At 59.8% G+C, this 26,222-nt stretch carries 25 protein-coding genes; 9 read left to right on the forward strand and 16 right to left on the reverse strand.

All coding sequences use genetic code 11. The features are described 5' to 3' along the window. Positions 1-70 precede the first annotated feature (70 nt). The 5 genes from X265_RS37865 (at position 71) to X265_RS37885 (ending at position 5,676) form a co-directional block, all read left to right on the forward strand. A complete protein-coding gene (locus X265_RS37865; RefSeq protein ID WP_237864939.1) occupies positions 71-1,390 on the forward strand; it encodes a 2-hydroxycarboxylate transporter family protein in 1,320 nt (439 codons plus the stop codon). Between the two features lie 24 nt (positions 1,391-1,414). Then, on the forward strand, positions 1,415-2,629 hold the full coding sequence (locus X265_RS37870; protein ID WP_164933591.1) for a mannonate dehydratase: 1,215 nt from the start codon (positions 1,415-1,417) through the stop codon (positions 2,627-2,629). Between the two features lie 21 nt (positions 2,630-2,650). Next, positions 2,651-3,958, forward strand: coding sequence for a lipase family protein (locus tag X265_RS37875; RefSeq protein ID WP_232995552.1), 1,308 nt, complete (start codon positions 2,651-2,653; stop codon positions 3,956-3,958). Between the two features lie 282 nt (positions 3,959-4,240). Further along, positions 4,241-4,561 carry a putative quinol monooxygenase gene (locus X265_RS37880; RefSeq protein WP_128930039.1) on the forward strand — a complete coding sequence of 107 codons (321 nt, stop codon included), beginning with the start codon at positions 4,241-4,243 and terminating at the stop codon, positions 4,559-4,561. A gap of 83 nt (positions 4,562-4,644) precedes the next feature. Next, entirely contained in the window at positions 4,645-5,676 is a 1,032-nt protein-coding gene (locus X265_RS37885; RefSeq protein WP_128930040.1) for an aldo/keto reductase, read from the forward strand. Between the two features lie 146 nt (positions 5,677-5,822). Here X265_RS37885 and X265_RS37890 read toward each other — a convergent pair whose 3' ends face one another. The 10 genes from X265_RS37890 to X265_RS37935 all read right to left on the reverse strand — a co-directional run bounded on the left by X265_RS37890 (position 5,823) and on the right by X265_RS37935 (position 14,962). Continuing rightward, entirely contained in the window at positions 5,823-6,719 is an 897-nt protein-coding gene (locus X265_RS37890; protein ID WP_128930041.1) for an aldose epimerase family protein, read from the reverse strand. Positions 6,720-6,777: 58 nt separating this feature from the next. After that, positions 6,778-7,512, reverse strand: coding sequence for an amino acid ABC transporter ATP-binding protein (locus X265_RS37895; protein WP_128930042.1), 735 nt, complete (start codon positions 7,510-7,512; stop codon positions 6,778-6,780). After that, entirely contained in the window at positions 7,496-8,143 is a 648-nt protein-coding gene (locus tag X265_RS37900; RefSeq protein WP_128930043.1) for an amino acid ABC transporter permease, read from the reverse strand. Before X265_RS37900 ends, X265_RS37895 begins: the two co-directional genes overlap by 17 nt. A gap of 15 nt (positions 8,144-8,158) precedes the next feature. Then, the gene (locus X265_RS37905) at positions 8,159-8,842 is read right to left on the reverse strand and encodes an amino acid ABC transporter permease (RefSeq protein ID WP_128930044.1); all 684 of its coding nucleotides are present in this window, start codon (positions 8,840-8,842) and stop codon (positions 8,159-8,161) included. Positions 8,843-8,876: 34 nt separating this feature from the next. After that, positions 8,877-9,674 carry a transporter substrate-binding domain-containing protein gene (locus X265_RS37910; RefSeq protein WP_128930045.1) on the reverse strand — a complete coding sequence of 266 codons (798 nt, stop codon included), beginning with the start codon at positions 9,672-9,674 and terminating at the stop codon, positions 8,877-8,879. Between the two features lie 354 nt (positions 9,675-10,028). Beyond that, positions 10,029-10,823, reverse strand: a complete 795-nt coding sequence (locus tag X265_RS37915; RefSeq protein ID WP_128930046.1) for a shikimate dehydrogenase family protein — start codon at positions 10,821-10,823, stop codon at positions 10,029-10,031. 17 nt (positions 10,824-10,840) lie between these two features. After that, entirely contained in the window at positions 10,841-11,314 is a 474-nt protein-coding gene (locus X265_RS37920) for a nuclear transport factor 2 family protein (protein ID WP_128930047.1), read from the reverse strand. 4 nt (positions 11,315-11,318) lie between these two features. Continuing rightward, positions 11,319-12,047 (reverse strand): ribonuclease activity regulator RraA, encoded by a 729-nt coding sequence (locus tag X265_RS37925; protein ID WP_128930048.1) that lies wholly within the window; start codon positions 12,045-12,047, stop codon positions 11,319-11,321. A 138-nt stretch (positions 12,048-12,185) separates the two neighbouring features. Further along, positions 12,186-13,292, reverse strand: a complete 1,107-nt coding sequence (locus X265_RS37930; RefSeq protein WP_128955142.1) for a mandelate racemase/muconate lactonizing enzyme family protein — start codon at positions 13,290-13,292, stop codon at positions 12,186-12,188. Positions 13,293-13,309: 17 nt separating this feature from the next. Further along, positions 13,310-14,962 (reverse strand): IclR family transcriptional regulator domain-containing protein, encoded by a 1,653-nt coding sequence (locus tag X265_RS37935; RefSeq protein ID WP_128930050.1) that lies wholly within the window; start codon positions 14,960-14,962, stop codon positions 13,310-13,312. A gap of 233 nt (positions 14,963-15,195) precedes the next feature. Here X265_RS37935 and X265_RS37940 point away from each other — a divergent pair, with 233 nt between their 5' ends. Then, positions 15,196-15,843 (forward strand): type IV toxin-antitoxin system AbiEi family antitoxin domain-containing protein, encoded by a 648-nt coding sequence (locus X265_RS37940; RefSeq protein WP_128930201.1) that lies wholly within the window; start codon positions 15,196-15,198, stop codon positions 15,841-15,843. Between the two features lie 218 nt (positions 15,844-16,061). Here the strand turns inward: X265_RS37940 and X265_RS37950 are convergent, their stop codons facing one another. The 3 genes from X265_RS37950 to X265_RS37960 all read right to left on the reverse strand — a co-directional run bounded on the left by X265_RS37950 (position 16,062) and on the right by X265_RS37960 (position 18,265). Then, positions 16,062-16,652 carry a mobile mystery protein B gene (locus X265_RS37950; RefSeq protein WP_128930051.1) on the reverse strand — a complete coding sequence of 197 codons (591 nt, stop codon included), beginning with the start codon at positions 16,650-16,652 and terminating at the stop codon, positions 16,062-16,064. Continuing rightward, positions 16,649-17,101, reverse strand: a complete 453-nt coding sequence (locus X265_RS37955; RefSeq protein WP_128955143.1) for a mobile mystery protein A — start codon at positions 17,099-17,101, stop codon at positions 16,649-16,651. Before X265_RS37955 ends, X265_RS37950 begins: the two co-directional genes overlap by 4 nt. A gap of 246 nt (positions 17,102-17,347) precedes the next feature. Continuing rightward, entirely contained in the window at positions 17,348-18,265 is a 918-nt protein-coding gene (locus X265_RS37960; protein ID WP_128930053.1) for a LysR family transcriptional regulator, read from the reverse strand. A gap of 122 nt (positions 18,266-18,387) precedes the next feature. Here X265_RS37960 and X265_RS37965 point away from each other — a divergent pair, with 122 nt between their 5' ends. The 3 genes from X265_RS37965 to X265_RS37975 all read left to right on the forward strand — a co-directional run bounded on the left by X265_RS37965 (position 18,388) and on the right by X265_RS37975 (position 22,317). After that, positions 18,388-19,740 carry an MFS transporter gene (locus tag X265_RS37965; RefSeq protein WP_128930054.1) on the forward strand — a complete coding sequence of 451 codons (1,353 nt, stop codon included), beginning with the start codon at positions 18,388-18,390 and terminating at the stop codon, positions 19,738-19,740. Between the two features lie 55 nt (positions 19,741-19,795). After that, a complete protein-coding gene (locus X265_RS37970; protein WP_128930202.1) occupies positions 19,796-20,983 on the forward strand; it encodes an L-talarate/galactarate dehydratase in 1,188 nt (395 codons plus the stop codon). Between the two features lie 83 nt (positions 20,984-21,066). Then, positions 21,067-22,317: a lactonase family protein gene (locus X265_RS37975; RefSeq protein ID WP_164933592.1), complete on the forward strand. Its 1,251-nt coding sequence runs from the start codon at positions 21,067-21,069 to the stop codon at positions 22,315-22,317. 83 nt (positions 22,318-22,400) lie between these two features. On the opposite strand, the gene X265_RS37980 is transcribed toward X265_RS37975, so the two are convergent. The 3 genes from X265_RS37980 to X265_RS37990 are packed head-to-tail and all read right to left on the reverse strand — an operon-like array spanning position 22,401 to position 26,102. After that, complete coding sequence (locus tag X265_RS37980; RefSeq protein ID WP_128955144.1) at positions 22,401-23,696, reverse strand: glycerate kinase type-2 family protein; 1,296 nt, start codon at positions 23,694-23,696, stop codon at positions 22,401-22,403. A gap of 9 nt (positions 23,697-23,705) precedes the next feature. Beyond that, the gene (locus X265_RS37985) at positions 23,706-24,782 is read right to left on the reverse strand and encodes a tartrate dehydrogenase (protein ID WP_128930057.1); all 1,077 of its coding nucleotides are present in this window, start codon (positions 24,780-24,782) and stop codon (positions 23,706-23,708) included. 27 nt (positions 24,783-24,809) lie between these two features. Beyond that, a complete protein-coding gene (locus X265_RS37990; protein WP_128930058.1) occupies positions 24,810-26,102 on the reverse strand; it encodes an MFS transporter in 1,293 nt (430 codons plus the stop codon). Positions 26,103-26,222 lie beyond the last annotated feature (120 nt).

The raw sequence follows: 26,222 nt of genomic DNA on the forward strand, positions 1-26,222 counted from the left end.
CAAGCCAGTCCTCGCGGCCAGCAGACTGGCCGCAGCCCGGATGACGAAAATAACAAAATTGGAGGGAACTTTGGTTGACACGACTTTTCGTCCGGCCGCGCCGGAGGCAATCCCTTCGACGAAGCTCAACGGCGTCAAGATCGGCCCGTTGCCAATCAGCATATACGTCGGAGCGGCCATCGTCTGTGCTGCCGCGGTTTACTCTGGAAAGCTCCCGAACGATGTGATCGGCGGTCTCCTGGTCCTCATGCTGCTCGGCTTTCTGCTGGGCAAGCTTGGCCAGACGATACCGGTTCTCAAGCAGATCGGTGGGACCGCGATCCTATGCCTGTTCGTTCCGGCAGCACTGGTAAGCTATGGCTTGATGCCGGATGCCGCCCTTAAAGCAATCACCACGACGTTCCGGACCGCCAATTTTCAATACTTCTTCATCGCCTGTCTCGTCGCAGGCTCAATCCTCGGAATGCCCTACCGCGTCTTGGTTCAAGGCTTCATCCGCATGTTCGTTCCGCTTCTGATCGGGACCATTGCCGCCGTCTCGGCCGGCATTCTGGTCGGGCTGGCATTCGGGTATACTCCCAAGGACACGTTCTTCTTCATCATCATTCCGATCGTCGGCGGCGGCCTTGCCGAGGGCGTATTGCCGCTCTCCATTGCTTATTCCGAGATCTTGCAGCGGCCGCAAGCCGATCTTGTCGCACACATGGTGCCTGCGGCATTGCTCGGCAACGTGGTCGCAATCGTTTGCGCCGGGCTTCTTGCGCGCCTTGGCGAGAGACGGCGCGATCTGAGCGGGCAGGGCATGCTGGTCAAGACCGGCGACAATGACATCCTAGGCGACGTGCGGCCCGATCGGCCTATTGATCTCGGATTGCTGGGAGCAGGTATGGTGCTGTCCTGCGGTCTATTCGTGCTTGGCATGACCCTAGCGCCATTTACAGGGATACCTGGACCGATCATGATGATCATCGCGGCGGTCGCGTTGAAGCTGACCAAGATCCTACCGAACGAGATGGAGCTCGGCGCCTACCAGATCAACAAGTTCATGTCGACCAACCTGACCTTTGCGATCCTCGTCGCCATGGGCGCATTGCTGGTCAAATGGGAACAACTCGTCGCCTCCTTCAACCCGGGATACATCATGATCTGCACCGCGACCGTGCTGGCCATGATTGCCTCCGGCTTTTATGTCGGCAAGTGGCTAAACATGTATCCGGTCGAGGCTGCGATCGTCACCGCCTGCCATTCGGGACTGGGCGGCACCGGGGATGTTGCCATCCTTGGCGCCGCCGATCGCATGGGCCTCATGGCATTCGCCCAGATCGCCACTCGTGTCGGCGGGGCGATCATGATTGTGATCGCGACCCTGCTGCTGAAGTCGCTATCCTGATCTGGCGTGTTGGAGATGCAACAAATGGATCGGCGCGACTTTACAAAGGCCCTATTGGCCATGTCCGCCAGCGCTGGCATGTCAGGTGCAGCGGTCGCGGAGCAGGAGCCAAGCGGCGGCGTCCCTTCGCTTGCCGTGCGCGTCAACGACAAGATCAGGCTGGGTGGCCAACGCAACTTCGACAGAGGACCGGTGACCTCGCGGCAGAACATGCAGTGGCACCAGCGGTGGGGCATTCGCTATCTCGATGTCTCGCTGGAGACGAGAAACGCCGCTCCGGACGTCTTTGGAAGCGATACGCCCGACGAGGGTGCGCTTGCTCGCGCTCAGGCGCTCGGCACGGGCATGGGAGGCGCGCGGCTTCAGCCCACCACGCGCTGGAGCCTCGAAGGCATGATGCGCATCGCCGACACGCTGCAGAAAAACGATCTCATCTGGGAGAGCATCCGGATGGATTCGGCGTACATCGCGATGGCGCCGGGGCCGGAACGCGACCGTTATCTGGATCTGATTTGCGAAAACGTCCAAACCGCCGGCCGCGCCGGGGTCAAGATCATCAGCTATCATTGGAATTTGACCCCGATCCGGCGCAATCGCAAAGTTCAGGGCCGTGGTGGGTCGGAATACGACGCGTTCAAGCTAGAAGACAATTGGCGCGACCTCCCGCCGACCCCTGCAGGCCGTGTCTCAGCGGACGACTATTGGGAGCGCCTGCATGTTTGGGCGTCCCGCGTCATCCCCGTGGCCGCGGAGAGCGGGGTCAAAATGGCTTGCCACCCCTACGATCCGGGCGGCCTGCCTCTCGGCTATCTCGGTGTCGACAGCTTCGATGCCGGCGATTATGCGAACGCGCTGCTCAAATACGAGAAGCTGTACGATTCACCTCATAATGGCTTTCAATACGATACCGGGGTCTCACGGGAATCGATGCCTGAAGGGGTTGATCAGCTTGCGCTGTTATACGGTTTGATCAAGAGAAAGAAGATTCATCAGATCCACTTCCGCAATGTCCGCGCCAGCCAGAACGACTTCGTCGAGGTCTATCATGACGAGGGCGATGTGGACTTGTTCAACATCATTCGCCTGCTTCGCGACAGCGGCGGCTCACTGCTGGCCGATCATAGTCCGCGTCATCAGGATGATCCCTCTTACGTGATAGGCTTTGCGTTCGCAAACGGCTACATTCTCGGCCTCCTGCGCGCTGCCCATGAAGAGGCGCTCAAGTCCATCGCACGATAGCCCGTTATGGAACCAGATCGGATGAAGAAAATGAACAGGCTGCTAAAGCTCAATCCCAACAGGTTCACAATGAAGTCGGTGCTCGCAATCTCGATCCTTTCGGCCTTGGCATTATCCGAGGCCTTCGCGCAGAACACCGCGCTGCCGACTGGCCCCCAATGGGGCGATCAAAACCTATCGGCTTTTTATCGTTGGACCGATCCGCTGCCCACAAGGCCGGGCGTGATGCTGCGTGAAGAGCCAATGAAGGCCCAGCCGGAGATCACGAAAGCGGCTCTCGCCGAACGCATTCTCTACAGTTCGACGGATGTACGTTGGCACGCCGGGATCGTACCGGTGAGCGGGACACTGTATCTGCCGGTTGGAGAACCGCCGGCCGGAGGCTGGCCCCTCGTGGCCTGGGCTCATGGCACGCTGGGCGTTGCGGACGTGTGCGCGCCGTCCTGGGCCGGGCACAAGCCGCGCGATGCAACCTACATCCAAAAATGGCTAGAGAATGGGTTTGCGGTCGTTGCCACCGATTACCAGGGTCTCGGCGGTCCCGGCCCGCATCCTTACCTGATCTGGGAAGCTGAAGGGCATTCCGTGCTCGATGCCGTCCGGGCAGCGCGCGCCGCCCATGGCGACAAGCTCGCTCCCAAGGTCTTCATCAGTGGTCAGTCGCAAGGCTCAGGCGCAGCTTTGGGCGCAACAACGGTCGCACCGAACTATGCGCCAGATGTACCCTTGCTCGCCACAGTCGCCACAGGGGTCGTGTCGACCTTTCCCGACGGCCCTTACCGGCCTGCGGAGGCATTCAAGGTTGGCTCGCCGATTTACCTCACCCTCATGATGCTCGGCGGTTCGCTTCCCGATGAGGCACCCCCCGTAGACAACCTCGTGACTGACAAGGGAAGGCTCGTCTTACGCGCAGCACGAGAAGGCTGCACCGGCGAGATGCGCGCGATCGCGCAGAAAGATACTGTCACCGCCGACAACGCCTATGTCCAACCGATCGCGAACATCGAAGCGAGCCTTGCGTCTCCGACCGACATGAAGCCCGTGCGGCTGCCGGTGCCCGTTCTGCTTGGCACGGGTCTGGCCGATTCAGTACTGCCGCCCCGTCGCCAATATGCAGCCGTGGCGGCCTTATGCTCGGCCGGAAACGAGGTCGTTTGGAACACCTATCCTGGTGCCACTCACAACGGGGGCCTGATTGCCGCTTTCCCGGACGCATTGGCGTTCTTCAAACAGACACTTGAAGGCAAAAAGACGCCAAGCAACTGCGCGCGCATTACCGAGCCGGGGCTTCCGACGACACCGGCGCCTGGTATACCCTTCAATGACTGACTAGCGGTTCTTTGCATCTTAGCGCATCGGTTTGCACGAACCGATGCGATCCAAGCCAGGCAGTCCTTTCTGAGAAGCTCTGGGCTGCCGGTTTGACCTGCGCCTTCGGCTAAATTGAGCCCCTTCCAAGTGCGCCAGGGGAGGCTTTCGTTGGGTTAGTCTCGTCGAGCGCGATCCTTTCGATTTCTAGCGCTCGCGCCCGTGACGACCGGCGGCTTATTTCTTGTTTCTTATCGGTCGGCATATGCCGCGACCGTCTCTCCGCTCTTGAGGTAGAAAGCCATGTCAGGAACTTTAGCCATCGTCGCGCGCTTTGTCGCGAAGGCGGGTTGTGAGGAGGAATTGAGGGCTACACTACTAGAGGCTGCGGCAATCGCCCTGGCGGAGGAGCCTGGCTGTCGTCGCTTCGAAATCCTGCAGGCGGTTAATCCTGATGGCGTGGTGCTGCCGGATACTTTCATGTCCAATGAACTCTTCGACGACTACGAGGCCGTCGAGGCGCACCGTAACTCCAGGCACGCTCCCGTCCGCAAGGCTCGGATCCGTGCTCTTGTGTCGAGCCAGACCCGGATCGAGATGGGCGCTGTGATTGATGAAGTCTGATGACGCTCCCCCGAGATCGAGCATCCAAAATGAGCCGCTTTGCAACGAGGCAAGCACAGGGTGCTTATGGCTAGGACAATGTGATGGAACATAGGGGTGTCGGCCGTTCAGGGCTGAGGATCCCAGCCCTGGCCTTTGGGACAGCGACTTTCGGCGGTGGGAACGAGTTCTTTCGCAAGTGGGGCACGACCGATCTATCGGAGGCCCGACGGCTCGTCGACATATGCCTCGATGCGGGGCTGAATCTCTTTGACACCGCCGACGTCTACTCGATGGGCGCGGCGGAAGAAATCCTCGGAAAGGCTCTGGGCTCACGCCGATCGCAGGCCCTGATCGCCACCAAGCTCGGCTACCGCTCGCATAGCGGGCCGAACGGAATGGGGGCGAGCCGGCAGCACATCATAATGGCGTGCGAGGCCTCGCTGAAGCGACTTGGCTGCGATCACCTCGACCTGCTGCAACTCCACGGCTATGACGAAAATACACCGATCGAGGAAACACTGCGCGCCTTCGAGGAACTGATCAAGGCCGGGAAGGTCCGCTATATTGGGGCGTCTAACTTCTCCGGATGGCAGCTGGCCAAGATGGCCACCACCGCTGACTGGCTTGGCTTGCCGCGCCCCATCTCGCATCAGGTCCACTATTCCTTGCTGTGCAGGGACTATGAACACGAATTGATGCCCGCGGGTTTCGATCAGGGCATAGGCGCCATCATATGGAGCCCGCTATCCGGCGGCAAGCTTAGCGGCAAGATCAGCCGTGACCGGCCGCCGCAGGCCGACAGCCGAGCGGCGAAATTCGGAGGCCTGACCGAGCGCGACGCCAAGCTCTTTGACATCGTGGATGCGCTCAACGATATCGCGCAGGAGCGCGGGACAAGCGCGTCTCAAGTTGCGATCAATTGGCTACTCGCCCGGCCAACCGTCTCAAGTGTCGTCATTGGCGCCCGCACGGCCGAACAGCTCGTTGAAAACATCGCAGCCCTCGACTGGCAACTTTCCATCAAGGAGGTGGAGCGCTTGAACCAAGTGAGCGCCTCGCCAGCACCCTATCCCTATTCACATCAGTCTATGTTCCCTGAATTACTTCGTCCGCTCAGCGGAATCTCTCGGTAATGCATGCAACTGGCAGGCTAGGGTCTCGCAATGTTTGGCACTTTCGAACAATGCTCGCCTGAACGGTCCATCCCTGCCGGGGCGCGGCGCTTGCAAAGGGAGACCAAATGTCCGACGCCATCCGCAGCTTTGACCATCCGCGGCTATCAACTCATGGAAATCACAACAGAGCCCTTCAGCTCGTCTCCGGGTTCCAGAATCACAGTTCCAGTGTCAGCACAACCGCGAGCGAACAGGTTGAACCCGTCCGCAACGTGGCTGACGGGCTCTGCGCATAGATGTGCGGCATCAGCGGGCCGATGCAGCACAAAATGCGAAAATGCAGGATCCCCTCGCATTTCAATCCGATCACCATTCGAGCGGTGAATAACGCAGAGCCCGCGCCATCCACTGCGATAAAGCGTCACCTCACCGGGCGGCAATGAATCTGCTGTGGGCCCGGCAGAATGGGCATCCGGCAGCGCGGCGAGATAGTCCGTCGTCACGGCCCAGTCGATCGGTGCGTCAAACTCTATGTTGTCATCGACTTGGTGCTCGAAATAGGGATGCAGGCCGATTCCACCCGGCATCGGCGTCTGCGCCTCGTTTCGAAGATTGAGACAAAATATGGCACGCGAGGGTTCAAGTTCGACCTTAAGAGTTGCGCTGAACGCCCAAGGCCAGTCGGCGCCTCCCTTGTGCGAGTATCGCATCGTCACCTGCGATGGCGTCAGCGAGATCGTCTCCCAAGGCATCCTGTGCGCATGCCCGTGCAACGTATGCGGCAGCGCGTCGGGATGGGCCGCAAGCTCGTACCGCTTACCCTGGAAGAGAAGAACCCCATCCCTCACGCGGTTGCTATAGGGGACGAGGGGATAGATACCACCCTTGGGCCAGCGCAGTAACTGAGCGGGCTCTACCCCGGCCGGGAACGGACGCAAGACCCGTCGCGGCAAGCCGCTACCCTTGCTGCTGCACAGCTCGAGAGAGGTCACGCGTCCGCCAGCGGACGCCGAGAAGCCAAGTCGAGCCGCACCGGCCGTCAAAAGCTGGTTGGTGATCATAGAACGCCATTCAAACCATTTGAGATGGACCGTTTGAGCGCCCGTTCACTGCCGCAGCTTAATGCTCAGCTGATTCGGCGACGAACGCCGCCAGCTCGGGCGTCGCAGGCATCCGCAGGATGTCCGACGATCCCATTTCGTGCACCTTGCCATCGCGCATATAAATGACGCGGTCCGCCACCTTGCGGGCAAAGGCCATTTCATGGGTCACCAGGATCATGGTCATGCCGTCGGCCGCGAGCTGCTCCATGACACGCAACACTTCTCCCGTAAGCTGCGGGTCGAGCGCTGAAGTCACTTCATCGAACAGCATCAACTTAGGCTCCATGGCAAGGCTGCGGGCAATGGCTACGCGCTGCTGTTGCCCGCCGGAAAGCTGTTCCGGATAGCAGTCCATCTTCTCCCGCAGCCCCACTTTGGCGATCACAGTATCCGCAATTTCGCGGGCCTGCCGCTGCTTCATGCCTTTTACCATGCGCGGGGCCAACATGATATTTTCGGCCACGGTCAGGTGCGGGAAGAGGTTATAGCTTTGAAAAACGATTCCGACATCGCGTCTCAAAGACTTCAAGTCGATGTCGTCATCATGGAGCTCGTGGCCGCAGATCAGCATCGAGCCGCCTTGGATGGTCTCCAGGCGATCCATGCAACGTAGCGCCGTGCTCTTGCCCGATCCGCTCTGGCCGATGATAGCGGCGACTTCGCCCCTGTTCACCTCAAAGGTGACACCTTTAAGGACTTCCAGCTCGCCAAAGCTCTTGCGCACGTCCTTTAATTCAACGATTGGCGACATTGAGTTTCCTTTCGAGGGCTCTGCTTTGAACCGACAGCGGATAGCAGATCGCAAAGTACATCAGGGCAGCGATGCCGAAGTAGAGAAACGGCTCAAATGTTGCGTTGTTGATGATCTTTGCGTTGTAGGAGAGCTCGGCGTATCCGACCACAAGTGAGGCGATCGATGTGTTCTTGACGATCTGGACCAAGAAGCCGACTGTCGGTGGAATGGCAATGCGCAGAGCTTGCGGCAGGATGACAGCCCTCATGCGCTGCCAGCGCGTCAGGCCGAGGCACTCTGCGGCTTCCCATTGCGGCTTCGCCACCGCCTGAATGCAGCCGCGCCAGATCTCGCCCAGATAGGCGCTGCTGTAAAGTGTGAGCGCGAAGGTCGCTGCCGTCAGCGGAGATAAGGAGTCGTAGCCCAAAATGCTCGGCCCGTAAAAGCACAGACCCATGAGGACGAGCAACGGAAGTCCCTGCATGATCTCGATATAGGCCGCCGCCCCGCGCGAAATCGCCCAATTCCGCGAGATGCGTGCCAGAGCGACGATGAAGCCGGCGATGCCGCCAAACAGGAAAGTTAACAGGCTCAATACGACCGTCGCCCATAGCCCCTGGAGCAACGAGAGAATGTAGGCGCTATTCATCTGCTATCTCCATGCTCACAGCGGGGTTCCGAGCTTGCGGCGGCGAGGAAACATCGCAAGCCCGAGGAGAGCAAAACCCCCACGTACCAGTATGGCGAGACCTAGATAGATGCCGCCGAGCACGACGAAGATTTCGAAATTGCGATAAGTCTCGCTCTGGATACGGTTAGAGATCCCGAATAGCTCCTCAACGCCAACCGAGGACACGATGCTCGAGGCCAGCATCAACAGAACATACTGGCTCGACAGCGCCGGATAGACGCGCTCCAGCGCTGGCCGAATAATCACATGCAGATAGGTTTGGGTGCGCGACAGTCCAAGGCAGGTCGCCGCCTCAAGCTGGCCGCGATGGATCGATTCAATGCCCGCACGCACGATCTCAGTCGTATAAGCTCCGATATTGACCGTCAGCGCGATGGTCGCACCAACCAGGATGGGCAACCGAATTCCCATGCTCGCAATGCCAAAGATTAGGAAGTAGCACTGCACGAGCAGCGGCGTATTGCGGATGAACTCCACATACAAGGAGACGATCCAACGGGCCCAGGTTGGCCCGCCGGTCCGGACCACGGCGCAGGCACCACCTAAAAGGATGCCGAACACCGTGCAGAATAAAGTGAGCCGTAGCGTCGTCCAGATACCCTCCAACAGGAGCGGCCAATAAGCCAGCACGGCTGCGAAGTCGAAATTGTAAGTCATAGGACTTTGCTCGTTTCAAGGGCCGTAGGCCATGTCATTGAGACGCGGCGATGACTTCCTGGGGCAGGTCGGCGCCCTGAAACTTCTTGAAGATCGCTTGGAGTTTTCCGTTGGCGATGTTCTTCTTCACCCAGCTGTCGACCCATTCCTTCAGATCCGTATCCTCCTTACGCATGCCAACACCCATAGGCGCGGTCCGAAGCGGCAGCTTCAGCTCAAGCTCTTTGGCCGGGTTCTTCTTATTGATCAGGTCGACAAGGGTCGGCACCTGCGCGACCAAGTCAAGCTGGTTGGACACGACCGCCGTCATGGTCGTTGCTTCATCCTCAAAGCGCACGATTTCCGCATCTCGCGGGGCCGCCGCAGTCACATCCGCATCGTTCGTCGTGCCGCGCGTGACGGCAATGCGCTTTCCCGACAAATCAGCGAACGTCTTGATCTGCATGCTCTTCGGTGCTGCCACATAGGACGTCGCTCCAGAATATGGCAGCGAGAACGCGATCAGCTTCTTGCGCTCATCAGTGATCGACAAGGCCGAAAGGACTGCGTCTGCGCGATGCGACATCAGGAAAGGAATGCGATTGGCGCTGTTCGTCCCCACGATCTCCATCTTCACGCCGAGATCGGCAGCCAAGAGCTTAGCTGTTTCGACTTCCGAGCCAGTGGGATTGAGGTCTTCGTCCTTGAATGCCCAGGGAGGGACACTGAGATCGACGGCGATGCGAATGATACCCGCGGACTTGATCTTCTCAAGCGTCCCGGCTGTCGCTGTTTGCCCCAAGAGGGCCAGCGAGACAACAGCAGCTGTCAAAACTCTAGCAAGAGTCTTCATTTTCAATCCTCCCGATGGCAATTGACTGTTCGAATTAGAGCTACGCCCAGATTTTCGGCTAGAAGAGGTCGATTCGGACTCGGTATTCGGAGCGCATCCGCTTCCGCCCCGGCGTTATTCTCGTCGCGGCGGTGCCAGGCAGAGCGACCACTCAGGGAGCAGGCGGCGATCGATTCCTTTGGCCCGACCGCCTCGATGGCGTTCGCAAGTGTCTCCTCCAGAGTGCCAAGTATTGTTGTTATGATTGCGCGAAACGTTAGCGAGCGCGGCTTTCAACGTGAAGCCCGTCTTTCATTGTCCGCGAGAGATCGTCTCACTTCGTGAGACTGTCGCCGTTAGTGAGCGGTCTGATGCTCAATGACCAGAGGTCATGAAGGAGAACAGAAGCGCGATCTGTCCATCCAGCATGTGCGTGCCGTCTCGCGTGGCGCAGCCAATCTTGGCTGCCTCCGACAGGAGCCTTGTCGGGACCGGATCGGTGATAACGTCGGCAACGATCATGTGCGGCGCAAGTTGAGCGGGATCGACTGGTAGCGGGTCGCCGTCCCGCAAGCCTGCCGACGTCGCATTGACGACAATATCGCAATCGCGAGGAACGGCAGTATCGATGGAGACCTTGCCTGGATATGCCTTACTAAGCCTGTCAAACAGGCTGTTCTGGTTTGACGCGTCGAGGTCGTGGAAGGTCAACCGGCGGGCGCCTTCTTCGAGCATGGAGACGCCGATCGAGGAGCCTGCACCGCCCGCGCCGACCATGAACACGTTTTTGCCGGCGATGGCATGGCCCGCCTTCTTCAATCCGGCAGTCAGACCGGCACCGTCGAAATTGTCGCCGAGCCAGCGGCCGTCCTGTTCTCGTCGCATGGCGTTGATCGCCCCGAGGACCTTGGCGCGATCAGACAGGCGGTCGCAATGCGCGATCGCCCCGAATTTGTGTGGCAGCGTGATAAGAATACTGTCGATGTTGAGCATTGCTTTGAGGGCCGCCAGAGCCGTGTCAAGATTGCCTCTCTCGACCTGCAGCGGCACCAGCACACCGTCATATCCGGCATCCTCCATTCGCTTGGTCAGCCAGCCCGGTGCCAGCACCTGCGAAATAGGCGAGCCTATTAGCGCATGAACGCGTGTCTTTCCGGTCAGTGAGGTCATGAACAGGCCCGGGCGCTTCAGGACAATTTGGGCGGAGGCGAGGGCGGCGCCATGGCATAGCCCCTGGCCTCATAGTCGAAGTCATGCAGCTTGTTGACTGTCTCGGCCTTGTTGACGGGAGAGGCATAGTAGGCCCGGATCTCGGCAATCCGTGTGACGTCGTCGTTGAAGACGTACCATTCATCGCCGCGCAGCACCTCACCAAGGGCCGTCTTCCAATGGGTCCATTCGATCACCGCTTCGTGGCCGTCCGAGCTGGCCAGAACCTTCTCAATGGTCCAGCGCGATCCCATCGTTTTGACACACCAGACCCAGCCGTCGGCTATTGCCTGAGCGCCGCGCCAGGGCGCACCAGGCAGGCCGGGTGGGAAATAGTGGACAGCATTGCTCGTGAAGCAGTCCAGCAGCGCCTGGTGATCGGCATCGTTGCAGGCTTGAAAGTATCGGCGGATCAAGGCCTCCGCCTGCGCGGCTTTCGTGAGCGCACCCATCGCTTTACTCCGCCGCTCGCCGGGCTCGCCATTCCGCGTATTCCTTCAGCGTTGCCTCGTTCGGCGGGTAGGTGCCCCAAAGAGGCGCGCCAGCATCGATCTTGGTGAATAGAAATCTCTCGCGCAGCTCCTGCTCATGAGACTCCTCCGCCACCTCCTCGGCGATGGCACGTGGGATGACGACGACGCCATCGCTGTCCCCGACGATGATGTCGCCGGGGTAAACGGCAACATCGGCGCAGCCGATTGGCAATTGCATGTCAACCGCGCGATGATAGGCAGGGCGCGTCGAGGCCGTGTTGGCCCTGCAGTAAGCGGGAAACGCCATTTTTGAGATTTCTGTCCCGTCGCGGAATGCGCCGTCGGTAATGGCTGCCGCAACGCCCTTGCGCATCATGCGCGTCATCAACATGTTGCCGGCCGATGCGGCACGCGGGTCGTTGCGGCTGTCGATCATCAGGACTTGGCCTGCACCAATCGCCTCCACGGCCTCCCACTGCATATTGTCCTCACCCCGCTTGCGGAGATCAGAAAGATCCCAGTCCTTGTCTTCCCGCGAGGGAATGAAGCGCAAGGTGAAAGCCTCCCCGGCAAACGCACCAGCGCTCGGATTGAGCGGCGTGATCCCAACCAGGAATTGCTGACGATAGTTGCGCTTGAAGAGCTGCGTGGTCAGCGTCGCTGTCGAGCAGGCCTTCAGCTTTTCGAGGGTTTGGGAAGCAATCGGAGCCATGCGTATCTACCTCCAAGAACGGAATCTAAACCAGCGCAAGCAGTGCAATGCTTGCCTTCAGGCATCACCATAGCGGCAGCAGTGCTCGGCGGAAGGCCTATCAAGCTCGCAGCGAGTGCGCCGTCTCACATGTTGAGATCAGGTGCGGGGAGCGTAGCGCTTGAGGACATCGAGATCTGGTTCAAAGCCGATGCCGATGCGATCAGATGCGCTGACAACCCCCTTCACCGGCTTCGGTGTGCTCGCGAGCCACACTTCAGGGTCGACGAACAGGAACTCGATCAGCGTCTTCTCCTGCATCAAAGGCAGCATCGCCAGGGTCGCAAGATATCCCGGCCCGAAGTAAGGCGTATGTGGCATGACGCTCTTACCGTGTCGCTCGCATGCGGCCAAGATCTTGACGAATTCGGAGATCCCGCCGACTTTTGTCATACTCGGCTGTGGATAGGTAACAGCGTTGATGATCCGCATGAAATCAAAGGCCGTGCTGGCGTTCTCACCGCTGCCAACGGGGATTGCGGCCTTCTCAATCTCCTCCATACTCTTGTAGTCGTCGGGCGGGAATACCGGCTCCTCCACCCACAAGGTGTTGCAGGCGCGGAACGTTTCTCGCAAAGCGATCGTCTCCTGCATGGACCAGGCGCAATTGGCGTCAACCATCAGCGCGACACCGGGCCCGATGACCTCGCGCGCGTGCCTGATTACATCCGGGGCGATCTCGTGAAGCTTGATGTGCCGGTAGCCGCGCTCGAGCGCCCGCTTGCATTGCTCAGCGACGAGGTCCTTGTCGCCATACCTGACGAGGCTCGCATAGGCCGGCCGGTGCGTCGGCGCATTCGCCCGGAAAAGCCGCCATAGCGGCACGCCCTGCCGTTTCGCCTTCAAGTCCCACAGCGCGATGTCGACCCCTGACAGCGCGAACATGGTTATGCCGTAGCGTCCAAAGAGATGAAGTTTCTTTTGCACCTCCAGGTTCCAGGCAGCGATATCGTCGATGGCTGCCTCGGTCACAAACGGCGCGATCATGTGATCGACGGCCGCGCGCACCGCCTCCAAGCAGAAATAGGCAAAGGCATCGCCCCAGCCGACATGCCCATCCTCATCTTCGATACGAATCAGCACCATGTCGAGGCGATGCCAGCGGGACGGCGTGCCGCCCGTGCCCGGGCCGCCATCGGCGAACGGAATGCGCACCGGAAAGGTTTGCAGTGAGATGATCTTGGGTACGGTGTTGCTTTGGGGCATAATGCGAGTGGCCTGGGTCAAAGCCTTGCGACTGGATCGGCGAGGCCGCGCTCGCCGACATCGATCGACAGGAGGTGTCCCGAAAGAGGAGCATTGGCGAGGCTTTCGCGCGACAGGCCGGTGCGGGCACTGGTCACGAAGAGCTCGGACAGGGAGGCTCCTCCAAACGCGATACCGGTTGGTCTTGGCACGGGGAGGGCGACGGTTCGCTCAATCTCTCCGCTCTCATTAAGCTTCACGACGCTCCAGCCGTCCGACAATCCAACCCATGGGTTAAATTGCTCGTCGACGGCGAGGGCGCAAGGAGCGCCCGCGACCTTCGGAATATCGGCGAATTTTCGCTTTCGCGCCGCCTTTCGCTCAAGCAGATAGACGCATTGACGCGATGGCTCCGTCGCGAACAGGCCGGCATCACCGCAAAAGGCGATGTCGCTCACCTGGCCTTGCACTTCGAACACCGGTTCCATCCCCGATTGCCGTCGCCACGGTCCAACCAGGCTTATGTTGGCCTCGGCGCTGTAGGCTGCTGCCCAGATCTCACCAGCCTCCGAGACGCGCAGCACTTTGAAGGAAATACCCGGCTTTCCTTCAATGCGCTCCTGGCCGCCCGATAAATTGTCGATCACGATGTCATGGCCAACTGAATAGGCGACGCCGCCCTCGACAAGGCACAGCGAGTTGATGCCCTCAGAGAGCGCCTGCAGCGAGACGGTGAAGGGATGCCCGCCGTCGGCGCGGATAGCAGGCGCCAACAGGTCGGCCCAAACCAAGTTCTGCGCGCGCGCATCCCAGCGCGGCGCCGCGCCCACAAAGGCTGTGCTCTTCGTCCAGACCTTGTAATTTCCCGGATCATGCCGAGCGCTCTTGATGGCAGGTGCGAGCAGGCTCGAAATCCGTCTTGCGACATCAACGAGCTCTTGCCCTAATCGTTCGGCGCGCTCGGCGGTGATGCGAAAAGTCGGGCCGGCCACGCTGATGGCCGCAAGCGGTTTGCCGGCGGGATCGAGAATAGCCGTTCCGACGCAGCGGGTGCCGAGAACTATCTCTTCGTCATCGATCGCATAGCCGCGCGCACGGACGATGGCCAGATGTGCCTTCAACTGCTCGCCGTCACAAATCGTCTTCTCGGTAAACTTGGCAAGCCCGTCGCGGACCACCAAGTCGAGTTGCGCGTCGGAGAGATGAGCGAGGATCGCCTTGCCCTGGCTTGTGCAATGCATCGGTTTAAGCGCGCCGAGCCTCGCATTGGATCGCTCGGAATGTGCGCTCTCGAAGCGGCCGAGCGAGAGCACGTGGTGACCGTCTTGAACCGCGAGATAGGCGGTCTCACCGGTCAAATCGCGTAAGCGCCTCAACTCTACGGACGCAATTGACGCAAGGTCAGACGACGACCAAGCATTCTGTGCAAGATCGAGAAAGTTGAAACCAAGCGTGTAGGCCTGGGTGCGCGGATCTGCCCGGATCAGTCCACGCGAGATCAGCGCCGCAAGGATGCGATACAGGGTCGCCCTGGGGATGCCCGTCTGGTCCGCAAGACGCGCCTGGTCGAGGACGCCGGGTGATCTGCCGATCAGCTCGAGAATATCGCAGGCCTTTCCCAGAAGCGCCGTCCCGGCGACATTCTTAGGATGGATCAGCTCCGGCGACCACTCGACTTCGTGTTCAGACATGGCCCAATTTTAGGTTCACGAGACGAGACCATCCAGCCTGTCGCAGGCTTGGTGCGCCTCATCCAGCCGGGTTGCCCACATGGTGAGACCCGGAGGGGCAGATTCCGAGCCAGTGAAGCGAGGGGTTATGTGCTTGGTTTCAAAAAGGCATTTGTCTTGTGGGAACGTCGCATTGATATAACTCCTTGTGCAAAATCTTGACACTTGCAAGGTTTTGTATCATGCGGGTTTCCATGAGGAAGCAACCACAACGCCAGAGGGATAGGGCGATCTCGCTTCTTCAGAAGCGGGGCATGATGCGCCTTTCTGAATTTCTCCAGGAAGGGATCACGGCCGCAACCATTTCCCGAATGGAACAGAAGGGCACGCTCAATCAGCTCAGCCGCGGCCTTTACCAGCTACCCGATGCACTGCTCGACAGTAACCACTCGCTCGCAGTTGCTGCGAAACTCATTCGAAACGGCGTCATCTGTTACGAGTCTGCGCTCGCCTTCCATGAGCTGACAGACCGCATCCCGCCCTATGTATGGATGGCGATCGGTCCGCGCGACTGGCGGCCCAAGATTGCGCGGCCTCGCATTCAAATTACGCGCTTTGGTCCCAAGGAGTTTGACAAGGGGATCAAGCATTACACCATCGAAGGGATCTCGGTACCGATCTACACACCGGCCAAAACTATCGTCGATCTCTTCAAGAGCGGCCAACGTCAAAAAGCCTTCTACAACGTCCCCACAGGCCTTGCGCACGCCACGCAAGCGATGAAAGACGCGATCAGACTGCGCAAAGCGACACCCTCCGAAATCGCAAAATACGCCGCCGAAGCCGGCATATGGGACAAAATCGTTCAGCCGCGCCTTGAGACGCTGACCTTGAATGCGTAGGCCGCTGACGAATGTCGGAGCATCCATCCGTGGCCGCCTGCTCAATCTTGCAAACAGCGTAACGAGCCTTTCGATCTCTTGCTCACACAGTATGCGTTCGAACGGCTGCTCTACAGGCGAAATCTGCGGATCCCTGCTGTTGATTCCGACGTAGACCGAGTTAGCTAAGGAAAGCGCCTTGGTTTAGTTAGGGTTTGCCCGATGGTGGGCCGGGCATTTTATGATCGCGCGAAAGCGATGAGGGGCCCGAAATCATGGTTGTCGGCAGCCTGAAGCGCTGCAATGTAGGCCCTGCGTGCGGTGCCGGCTGTCTGCAAGCCGGCGGCGCCCCATGTAAAGCGCCGGCCCCCAAGCTGCACGATCAACAAGTCAGCAGCCAATCGTGACCAGCGACCGTTGCCGTTTGGGAACGGATGTACGGATACGAGGCGGTGATGGAAGCGAACCGCAAGTTCGTCCGGTGGATAGGTGTTGTTCTCAATCCAATACCTTGCGTCGTCGAGCACCTGATGCAGCGAAATTTCGATCAGATGTGGCGCGACACCAAGATTGCGCTCCGTCGTTCGAAATTTTCCAGCCCAGCGCCAGACGCGTTCGAACATGCGCCGATGCAAACTCTTGAGAAAACTTTCCCGCGTCGGAACCTTGCGGCGGCCAAACGCCCAGCGGTTTGCCGTCGCGATGTTCTGCTGCTCCAGTTCGTTCAACTCGCTACGTAAGGTAATGTGCGTTGGGATAAGATCTTCGCGCTCCTGAGGGGTCAGCGGTGTCGCGTGATCGTCGGCGGCATGCAGATCAGTCTCAGTCATTCGTCGTCCCAGAGGCGCGCGGGGCGTTTCAACAAATCCTCGATCGCTTGTTCCCGAAGCGCGCGGGCAGCCTGATTGTCCTCCACCGCTTGGTCCTCGAGCCGCATCGTTTGCTCGATAGCTCGTGATTGCCGCTCGGCGACCTCAGCAGCTCGCTTGGTTACAACTTCTGCGAGGGGGCGGTCGGGTACAAGCACATAGACCAGCCTGCAGCCGAGGGCCTCGGCCGCGCGTTGAAGCGTATTGAGGGTTACGCTGCCGCCTTGCTCGGATTTTTCGAGTTCCACGATGCGTGGCTGCGAAACCCCCAGCCTCTTGGCATATTGGGCGGTGGTCATGCCGAGGGCGTCGCGGATCGCGCGAATCCAGCCCTTGGGAGGGCGCTGGGAGTGCGAGAGCGCTCGGAGCGCGGCAAAGCGGCTGTCGAGATGCCGGATAGCGTCTTTCATCCGATAAGATATACCATATAACGAGCTGATAAATCTATAAGGAATACCATATTAATATTTCCCGCGGTAATAAGCTTTTTCTTATAATACACAAGGTTGACAATAAGATAAATCTTATCGAAGTGACGCAGGGCCTTCACTACGACCTTTCGTCAACCATTTAACATCATTGCAGAAGTAAGCGACGAGCCACCCCAGGGCGGCGGTGGCGGACCGAATCCGGGTCCGCGTTCTGGTTAGTGGCCTCTAGGGCTGCAGCTGCAAGGGCCGGCGGACACCGCTGCCCTCGTCCCGAAAGGCAAGCTCGCGCAGGCGCGGTAAAACAGGATTGCGATTGTCACTTCTCCAGATGGCGTGCAATTCAGCAAAGATAGAGCGCCCAAAGCGGATAGGCCGAAACACGACATTGTCGAAGCAGGCATTGCGGGTCTCTCCGGGAACAATCGCAAGACCCAACCCCGTGCTGACCAGCGCGAGGATGGCTTGTGCCTGGCTCATCGACTGCACGACATTCGGCCGGATGCCGGCGGCTCCAAACGCCATGGTCAGCAGCGAGTTCATGTAGGGGCCAGCGCTCGAATACATGATGAAGGGTTGCCCATCGAGCTGCTCAAGCTCGGGCCGGCGCCGCCCCGCGAGCGGGTGATCGAGTGGCAGGGCGAGCGCCAGCTCCTCGCGGAACACGCATGCGCTTCTGACCGTCTCGGCCGTCTGCAATGGGCGCACCAAGCCGAAATCGATTTGCCCTGATTTGAGAGCTTCGAGCTGCTCGCGCGAGGTCAGCTCGACAAAGCTTGCTTCGATGTGCGGTAGTTCGCTGCGCAAGCACGAGGCAAGCCAAGGCAAATACCCGTAAGTTGTAGCACCCACGAAGCCGATCGTCAGGGCACCACCAGCCAATAAGGCTGCTTGTCGCGCAGCCTTCACCGCATTCTCCCGTTGCTGAAGCAGCCCTCGCGCTTCAGAGAGAAACGCCCTTCCAGCGACGGTCAGCTCAACCGACCGGCTCGTTCGCTCAAGCAGCGTCACATCGAGCTGTTGCTCGAGCATCTGGATGTGCCGGCTGAGTGGCGGCTGAGTCATGTTGAGGCGCTTGGCCGCTCGCCCGAAATGAAGCTCGTCGGCAACCGCAACAAAGGCACGAATTTGTGCAAATTCGATCATTGATAACTTTAAGGTATTAGCTCGATCCAAAATTGAGTTTAGACGTGAATTGATCCTGCGTCTAGGTTGGGCTCCGTGATCGGCGAGAGATCGATCCGGGAAAACCTCGACGGGAGGATCGTATGTCAGGGAGCAGAGTGGCGCGCTTCCAATTTCGTTTCGTGATCTTGGCACTCATCACGATGTTGCTGGCACTAAGCAGCGGCGATCGAGCGACGCTCTCGATCGCGGGCCCCAATATGTCCAAGGCTCTTGGCATCAGCCCGGTCGAACTCGGCTGGATGTTTTCCGCTTTCGCATGGGCCTACGTGCTGGCTCAGGTGCCCGCTGGCTGGATCACGGACAAGCTCGGCGCAAAGCTCAGCATCCTGGTCGGATTGATCCTCTGGTCGGTCGTCACGTTCCTGATGAGCGGCGTGGCCTGGCTCGCCTATCCGTTTCTGGCCATGCTCGCCTTGCGCTTCCTGCTTGGCGTGTTCGAATCTCCAGTCGGGCCGGCTGCTGGGCGCATCATCGCTGCCTGGTTTCCATCGAGCGAGCGCGGCATTGCCGGCGCGATCTTCAACAGCGCGCAATATGTCTCCCTCGTGATCTTCACGCCTTTGATGGGCTATCTAGATCATCGCTTCGGCTGGGAGCACATCTTCACTGTGATGGGCGTCCTAGGGCTCGCATTCTCCGCCCTCTGGTTCGTCACGTACTATCCGCCTGCTCAACATCCAAAAGTCGCGCCAGCTGAACTCGATCACATTCGCTCTGGTGGCGGCCTTGTCGACCTCGGCGCAGCTCCTGTGCGCTCCGCCGAGCGCGGTCCAAAATGGTCGGATCTGGCCGAAGTCTTCCGCAGCCGCATGCTCGTCGGCATCTTCCTCGCGCAGTACGGCATTACATCCATCACCTGGTTCTTCGTCTCCTGGTTTCCGAGCTATCTCGTCAAGGCCCGCGGCTTTTCGGTACTCGACGCAAGTTTAGTGGCGACCATCCCGGCCATCGCCGGCTTCGTTGGCGGCGTCATGACCGGCTTCTTCTCAGATTGGCTTCTTCGCAGGACCGGATCGCTAAGCACCGCGAGGAAGACGCCGATTACGATTGGTCTGTTGATGACGATGCTGATCATCGGCTGCAATTACACAGACTCCACCACGTTGATCCTAGTCCTGATGAGCGCCGCCTTTTTCGGCAAGGGCTTTGGATCGCTAGGTTGGACCGTAGTGGCCGATACCGCGCCAAAAGAAGTCATCGGGCTGACCGGCGGCGTCTTCAACGCGATCGGTAATACTGCCGGCATCACGACCCCGGTTGCGATCGGCTACATCCTTGCAGCGACCGGATCCTTCAATGGCGCGCTGCTCTATGTCGGCCTCCATGGCCTACTCGCCATTATCAGCTACTGGGTCATCGTGGGCCCGATTCAACGTGCCGTCATTCAGGAAAGGCCCGAGCTTCCTCGCGCTGCGCCAATACCAGCCGAATAGACGCCGGGCCGCAGAAGAGTATTCAACGACGAAAGAGGACGAACAGATGAACTTTATGCAAAACACGACACGCATCATTGCCAATCCGCTAGCTGCGGGACTTGCGCCCGGCGAAGCCACCACCGATCGAATCGCATGGGTCAAGCTATCGCTGGTTTTCCTTCCACTTGCCGCACCGATCAGCGACGCGAAGGTGCTTACCGGCCGCCAAAAGCCGCTCACGGAGATCGCGTTCCTGTTCGCGGAGATCGAAACCGAGCAGGGCCATAGTGGCATCGGCTATAGCTATTCGAAGCGCGCGGGAGGGCCCGGGCAGTTCGCTCATGCCAAGGAAATTGCCGGTGAACTTATAGGTGAGGATCCCAATGACATCGCGCGCATCTGGGACAAGCTGGTCTGGGCCGGCGCTTCCGTCGGGCGTAGTGGACTGTCAACCCAGGCAATTGCCGCCTTTGACATTGCGTTGTGGGATCTCAAGGCCAAGCGAGCGAAGCTGCCGCTGGCCAAATTGCTCGGCGCCCACCGAGATTCGGTTCGCTGCTACAACACATCCGGCGGCTATCTCTCCATGCCCATCGAGGAGGTCAAGGAGCGCGTCTCGATGGCGCTCGAAAAGGGCATCGGCGCCATCAAGCTCAAAGTCGGCCAGCCCGACCCGATGGTTGATCTCGCCCGCATCGAGGCAGTGCGCAAACATATTGGCGACGTACCGCTGGCGATCGATGCCAATCAGCAATGGGACCGCACGACTGCACTGAGGTTTGGTCGCATTGCCGAGCAGTTCAGCCTGACCTGGATCGAAGAGCCGCTGGATGCTTACGATTACGAAGGGCATGCCGCGCTCGCCAAGGAGCTTGCAACCCCGATCGCCACGGGTGAGATGCTAACAAGCGTCGATGAACATTACGAGCTGATCCGGCACAATTCGGTCGACTTCATTCAGCCAGACGCCCCCCGCGTCGGGGGCATCACCCCCTTCCTGAAGATCCTCGCGCTTGCCGACCATAAGAAGCTGCAGCTCGCTCCCCATTACTGCATGGAGATCCACCTTCATCTGACGGCGGCTTACGGCCGCGAGCCCTGGGTCGAGCACTTCGAGTGGTCGGAAGCCATGTTCAACGAGAAACTCCATGTCGTGAATGGACGCATGATCGTGCCAAACCGACCGGGCCTCGGCTTCAGCCTCTCGGATCAGGCTCGGGCATGGACTCGCGCCACTCACGAAGCCGGAAAGCGGCCCTAATAAACAGAAGGCTGGTCCGGCCCCGCCGGCCCAGCCTTTTGAGGCCGAGTAGACTTAGCAGCACGTTACGAGGAGTTGAACGCATGAACCGCGCAGTGTCACTCAGCCGCCGTACGTTTGTAGGCCTCCTTGCCGCAGCGGGGCTATCGCCACGAGCAGTTGCTGCGCAGAACACAGCTCGCGCGGTCCTCTACGTCGCAGTTGGGTCCGAGCTGATGTGTTACGAGGCCGACGACACGAAGCTCGCCTTGCAGAAAATTGACACTATTCGCGTGCCAGAGGCGGTTCAGTACGCCTGGAAGCATCCATCAAAGCCGCTGCTCTACGTGGCTTTTAGCAACCGGTATACCTCCAAGGCTGACGACCGGCACGGGGTCGCGGTCTATGCGATCGATCAAGACACGGGGCGGCTGCAGCAATTTGGAGAGCCTGTCTTTCTCAAGAACCGCCCAGTTAACCTCACGCTCGATCCGGCAGGGCGCTATCTGCTTGTTGCTTACAACATGCCGTCAGATCTGACCGTCCATGCGCTCGGGGAGAACGGCTCCATCGGAGTTGAAATCAAGCAGTCCGGCTCAATCGATGCCGGCATCTATGCTCACCAAGTCCGTGTCTCACCGTCTGGCAAGCTCGTCGTGCTTCCGACGCGCGGCAACGATCCGGGCGCCGGCAAGCCCGAAGATCCCGGAGCCCTGAAAGTCTTCCGATTTGAAGCGGGGCAGCTTTCGCATGAGACTTCGATCACTAAAGGAAACGGACTTGGCTTCGGCCCGCGGCACGTCGACTTTCATCCGGAAAAACCGTGGATGTTCGTATCGATGGAACGCAACAACCAGCTGCTGGTCTATGGGACGAGTGACGAAGGCATCGATCCTAAGCCGCTGTTCGAAAGATATACTGCTGAAAACCACGAAGCTAGGCTACCGGTCCAGTTCGTCGGCCCCATCCACGTGCACCCCAACGGCCGGTTCGTCTATCTTGCCAACCGCTCGGACGGAACGATCGATTTCGCGGGCCGAAAGGTCCATGGGGAGGGAGAAAATACTGTCGCCGTGTTTTCGATCAATCCCGCAAGCGGAGAGCCGACGCTCATCCAGACCATTGATACCCTGACCTTCCATTGCAGGACATTCTCAATCCATCCGGCCGGACGAATGCTGGTCACAGCTGCGGTTGCGCCGCTTGACGTTCGCGACGGTGGCGCCGTTCGGACGGTTCCAGCAGGGTTGACAGTATTCGACGTCGCCGACGATGGCAAACTGAACTTCGCTCGCAAATACGAGGTCGATATCGGCAAAGATTGGATGTTCTGGTGTGGAATGGTTGCTCTCTGAGCATGCAGCTCTGCACGACGCGCTCGCGGGAGCTCTCGCACGAGCGGGCGCCTTATGTAGGCGAACGAACGAGCTTTGCCAGCTTACGACGTCTGTTGCCTAGTCGGCGCAATCAGAACGGCCCGAATGTCATTGACATTTGTGAGAGTGGGACCTGTTCGAACGAGATCACCAAGACGCTCGAAAAAGGTGTAACTATCGTGAGCCGTCAGAAGCGCGCGGGCATCGAGCTGGCTCGCAGCGGCGCGATGCAAGGTATCTGGCGTCACCAAAGCGCCGGCGGCATCCTCCGTTCCATCAATCCCGTCACTATCCCCGGCAATGGCCCAAATGCCCGCCGCTCCATCAAGGGCCACCGCAAGTCCGAGCAAGAACTCGGTATTGCGACCACCACGACCTGCTCGGCCATGACCGATGCTAACTGTCGTCTCTCCTCCTGAAAGCAGAACGGCCGGCGCCTTTACAGGATGCCCGTGCTGAGCGACCGACCGGGCAATTCCGGCCATCATGGTACCGAGCTCTCGGGCCTCCCCCTCGATTGCGTCCCCAAGTACAACAGCGCTCAATCCCTCGCGCTTGGCGAGCTGCGCTGCAGCATCAAGGGCCGTGAGTGGCGCGGCGATAATACGGACATCTTCGGCAATGTCCCCAGGCTTCGCCGTATCTTGTCCGCCGTCTAGAACGGCTTGCGCAGAGTCGGGCAGCTTGATCCCGAAACGGCGAACGATCTCGCGCGCATTGGCCTTCGTGCTGGCATCCGGCAGCGTCGGGCCGGAGGCGATCGCAGCCGGATCGTCCCCCGGAATGTCTGAGATCACGAGGGTGAGGAGGCGCGCAGGGCGCGCTGCAAGCGCCAGCCGACCGCCTTTGATCGCCGACAGGTGCTTGCGCACCACATTCATCTCCGCAATCGTCGCCCCGCTCGCGAGTAATGCCCGGTTTACCGCTTGCTTGTCCGCGAGGGTCATCGGAGGGGCGGGAAGGGCCATCAGTGCGGACCCGCCACCGGACATCAACGCTAGGACCAGGTCATCCTTCGTCAGCCCTCTGACCGCATCCAGCATCCGCAGCGCCGCGGCCTCGCTCGAGTGGTCCGGGACGGGGTGCGACGCCTCAAGGACTTCGATCCCGCCCGCCGGCACCGCGTGCCCGTGCCGCGTCACAACGACCCCCGACAATTCGACGTCGGGCCAGGCCGCATCGACCACCGCAGCCATTGCCGCGGACGCCTTGCCGGCTCCGACAACAATACAGCGTCCGCTGGGCTTTGGCGGCAGATGCGTCGTGACGGCTATGCGCGGATCAGCGCTCGCGATTGCGGCATCAAAGAGTTGCCGCAGCAAGCTGCGAGCCCGTGCGTCGGTCCACACAGCGGACATTGGGGGGCTTCACGCGTTTTCCGCTTGGATCGCGCTCACGACAGCGTCTGTCACCTTGCGGGTGTTCGCCGATCCTCCAAGGTCTGGCGTATGCAGTTCGGGGTTGGCGGTGACGCGCTCGATTGCCTTCATGAGCCGCTGCGCGGCTGCATTCTCCCCCAGATGCTCAAGCATCATAACCGCCGACCAGAATGTCCCGACGGGATTGGCAATGCCCTTGCCTGTGATGTCGAAGGCGGAGCCATGGATGGGCTCGAACATCGATGGGAATTTGCGCTCGGGATTGAGATTGGCGGTCGGGGCGATGCCAAGCGAACCGGCAAGGGCAGCGGCAAGGTCGGACAGCACATCAGCATGGAGATTGGTAGCCACGATCGTATCGAGGCTCTGCGGGCGCATGACCATGCGCATCGTCATGGCATCGACCAGCATCTTGTCCCACGTCACGTCAGAAAACTCGCGCGCGACCTCCGCTGCAATTTCATCCCACATGACCATTGCATGCCGCTGTGCATTGGATTTCGTCACGACGGTCAACAACTTGCGGGGACGAGACCGTGCAAGGCCGAAGGCAAAGCGCATGATCCGCTCCACACCGGCGCGCGTGAACATAGCGACATCGGTTGCTGCCTCCAAAGGAGATCCCTGATGGACCCGTCCGCCGACGCCCGCATACTCGCCTTCCGAATTTTCCCGAACGATGACCCAGTCGAGCTCCTTGTCCTTGACGGCACGCAAGGGCGAGGTGATGCCGGGAAGGATGCGGGTCGGACGCACATTCGCATATTGATCGAACGGCTGACAGATCGCGAGCCGCAGGCCCCAAAGCGTGATGTGGTCCGGAATTTCTGGGTGCCCTGCGGAGCCAAACAGGATTGCATCGTGATTACGGATCAGATCGCGCCCGTTTTCGGGCATCATGCGGCCATGCCGCTTATAATATTCCCCACCCCAATCAAAGTGGTCGAAGTGAAAGGTGAATGCCCCATCGCGCTTCGCCAGCGCCTTAAGAACTTCGACGCCGGCATCCACAACTTCGGAGCCGATACCGTCGCCTGGGATTGCCGCAACGTTGTAGGTCTTCATGAGAGATATCCTTCCTCTTCCGTATGATTAGTGCGCGACGGCCGCCTGATGGCGGCCGATCGAGCGCGCGAGCAGCAACGTCAGCGTGGCGGACAACAACAAGAGTGCGCAGACGAAATAGAGCCCGCCCTCGAAGCTGCCGGTGAGGTCCTTGATCCATCCGATCATGGCCGGACCGACGAAGCCGCCGAGATTGCCGATGGAGTTGATGGTTGCGATGCCGCTCGCCGCGGCCGGACCGGCCAGGAACAGTGTCGGCATGCTCCAAAGCGGCGGCTTGGCGGCGCTGATGCCGACGTTCACCAGCACCAGCGCAGCGATAACTGAAGCAACGCCAGTCGACATGCCTGCCAGCGCGAGCCCGGCCGCCGCAACGAGGCAAGCGATGACTACATGCCACGTCCGTTCGTTGGTGCGGTCCGAATGCCTTGACCACAGATACATGGCCACCACGGCGATCGTCGGCGGGATCGCATTGAGCGATCCAACCGCCATATTCGACAGGCCGAAGCCTTTGATGATCTGCGGCGCCCATACCCCCAGCGTGTACAGTCCCGCCGACGTGCCGAAGTAGACGAGGGACAAAGCCAGAACGCGTAGATCCGTCAGTCCCCGCCAGACGCTATGGCTCGCCGACCCTGCCTTGGCCGCCCGCTCCGCATTCATGGCCTCGACCAGCCAGGCCCGCTCATCATCGGCAAGCCACTTCGCCTGTTCCGGCCGATCCGTCATGAATCCGAGCACGATGAACCCAAGCACGATGGCGGGTAGCGCCTCGAGGAGAAATAGCCATTGCCACCCCTTAAGGCCGAACAAGCCGTGCAACTCCAGAAGAGCGGCCGAGACGGGCGATCCGAGGACCGTTGAAAGAGGCGCCGCTGCCATGAACAGAGCGGTGATCCCGGCACGCTGGCGCGCGGGAAACCAATAGGACAGATAGAGGATAATTCCTGGGAAGAACCCAGCTTCGGCCGCGCCGAGCAAGAAGCGAAGAACGTAGAAGCTTGTTTGCCCTTGGACGAACGCCATTGCCCCGGATATCAAGCCCCAGGTGATCATGACCCGAGCGATCCACAGTCGGGCTCCCACCTTGTCCAAAATGATGTTGGAGGGCACCTCGAACAGGAAGTAACCCCAGAAGAAAATGCCCGCACCAAATCCGTATACGGAGGAGGAGAAACCAAGATCCTTGTTCATCGTCAGCGCTGCGAAGCCGATGTTCACTCGGTCGATAAACGCGACGAAGTAGAGTAGCATCACGAATGGCACGATCCGGTAAGCTACTCGACGGATCGTGCGCTTCTGAACCTCGTTCACCACCTTGGGCCTCCTCGTTTTTCGGCTGGCGCCCCGGCTGGCAGCCATGCCTTTTATCTACGGCCAGCCTAGAAGGAAGAGACGGCGTCACTCAATACGCCCTTATTTGTACAAAAAAATGGT

Source organism: Bradyrhizobium guangdongense (genome assembly GCF_004114975.1).
GTDB classification, from domain to species: Bacteria; Pseudomonadota; Alphaproteobacteria; order Rhizobiales; family Xanthobacteraceae; genus Bradyrhizobium; species Bradyrhizobium guangdongense.

What these genes read in the sequence shown, in the direction of transcription:
- X265_RS37870 (WP_164933591.1), top strand. Translation starts at nt 1,415, where the DNA reads ATGGATCGGCGCGACTTTACAAAGGCCCTATTGGCCATGTCCGCCAGC.
- X265_RS37875 (WP_232995552.1), top strand. Translation starts at nt 2,651, where the DNA reads ATGAAGAAAATGAACAGGCTGCTAAAGCTCAATCCCAACAGGTTCACA.
- X265_RS37880 (WP_128930039.1), top strand. Translation starts at nt 4,241, where the DNA reads ATGTCAGGAACTTTAGCCATCGTCGCGCGCTTTGTCGCGAAGGCGGGT.
- X265_RS37885 (WP_128930040.1), top strand. Translation starts at nt 4,645, where the DNA reads ATGGAACATAGGGGTGTCGGCCGTTCAGGGCTGAGGATCCCAGCCCTG.
- X265_RS37890 (WP_128930041.1), bottom strand. Translation starts at nt 6,719, where the DNA reads ATGATCACCAACCAGCTTTTGACGGCCGGTGCGGCTCGACTTGGCTTC.
- X265_RS37895 (WP_128930042.1), bottom strand. Translation starts at nt 7,512, where the DNA reads ATGTCGCCAATCGTTGAATTAAAGGACGTGCGCAAGAGCTTTGGCGAG.
- X265_RS37900 (WP_128930043.1), bottom strand. Translation starts at nt 8,143, where the DNA reads ATGAATAGCGCCTACATTCTCTCGTTGCTCCAGGGGCTATGGGCGACG.
- X265_RS37905 (WP_128930044.1), bottom strand. Translation starts at nt 8,842, where the DNA reads ATGACTTACAATTTCGACTTCGCAGCCGTGCTGGCTTATTGGCCGCTC.
- X265_RS37910 (WP_128930045.1), bottom strand. Translation starts at nt 9,674, where the DNA reads ATGAAGACTCTTGCTAGAGTTTTGACAGCTGCTGTTGTCTCGCTGGCC.
- X265_RS37915 (WP_128930046.1), bottom strand. Translation starts at nt 10,823, where the DNA reads ATGACCTCACTGACCGGAAAGACACGCGTTCATGCGCTAATAGGCTCG.
- X265_RS37920 (WP_128930047.1), bottom strand. Translation starts at nt 11,314, where the DNA reads ATGGGTGCGCTCACGAAAGCCGCGCAGGCGGAGGCCTTGATCCGCCGA.
- X265_RS37925 (WP_128930048.1), bottom strand. Translation starts at nt 12,047, where the DNA reads ATGGCTCCGATTGCTTCCCAAACCCTCGAAAAGCTGAAGGCCTGCTCG.
- X265_RS37930 (WP_128955142.1), bottom strand. Translation starts at nt 13,292, where the DNA reads ATGCCCCAAAGCAACACCGTACCCAAGATCATCTCACTGCAAACCTTT.
- X265_RS37935 (WP_128930050.1), bottom strand. Translation starts at nt 14,962, where the DNA reads ATGTCTGAACACGAAGTCGAGTGGTCGCCGGAGCTGATCCATCCTAAG.
- X265_RS37940 (WP_128930201.1), top strand. Translation starts at nt 15,196, where the DNA reads ATGAGGAAGCAACCACAACGCCAGAGGGATAGGGCGATCTCGCTTCTT.
- X265_RS37950 (WP_128930051.1), bottom strand. Translation starts at nt 16,652, where the DNA reads ATGACTGAGACTGATCTGCATGCCGCCGACGATCACGCGACACCGCTG.
- X265_RS37955 (WP_128955143.1), bottom strand. Translation starts at nt 17,101, where the DNA reads ATGAAAGACGCTATCCGGCATCTCGACAGCCGCTTTGCCGCGCTCCGA.
- X265_RS37960 (WP_128930053.1), bottom strand. Translation starts at nt 18,265, where the DNA reads ATGATCGAATTTGCACAAATTCGTGCCTTTGTTGCGGTTGCCGACGAG.
- X265_RS37965 (WP_128930054.1), top strand. Translation starts at nt 18,388, where the DNA reads ATGTCAGGGAGCAGAGTGGCGCGCTTCCAATTTCGTTTCGTGATCTTG.
- X265_RS37970 (WP_128930202.1), top strand. Translation starts at nt 19,796, where the DNA reads ATGCAAAACACGACACGCATCATTGCCAATCCGCTAGCTGCGGGACTT.
- X265_RS37975 (WP_164933592.1), top strand. Translation starts at nt 21,067, where the DNA reads ATGAACCGCGCAGTGTCACTCAGCCGCCGTACGTTTGTAGGCCTCCTT.
- X265_RS37980 (WP_128955144.1), bottom strand. Translation starts at nt 23,696, where the DNA reads ATGTCCGCTGTGTGGACCGACGCACGGGCTCGCAGCTTGCTGCGGCAA.
- X265_RS37985 (WP_128930057.1), bottom strand. Translation starts at nt 24,782, where the DNA reads ATGAAGACCTACAACGTTGCGGCAATCCCAGGCGACGGTATCGGCTCC.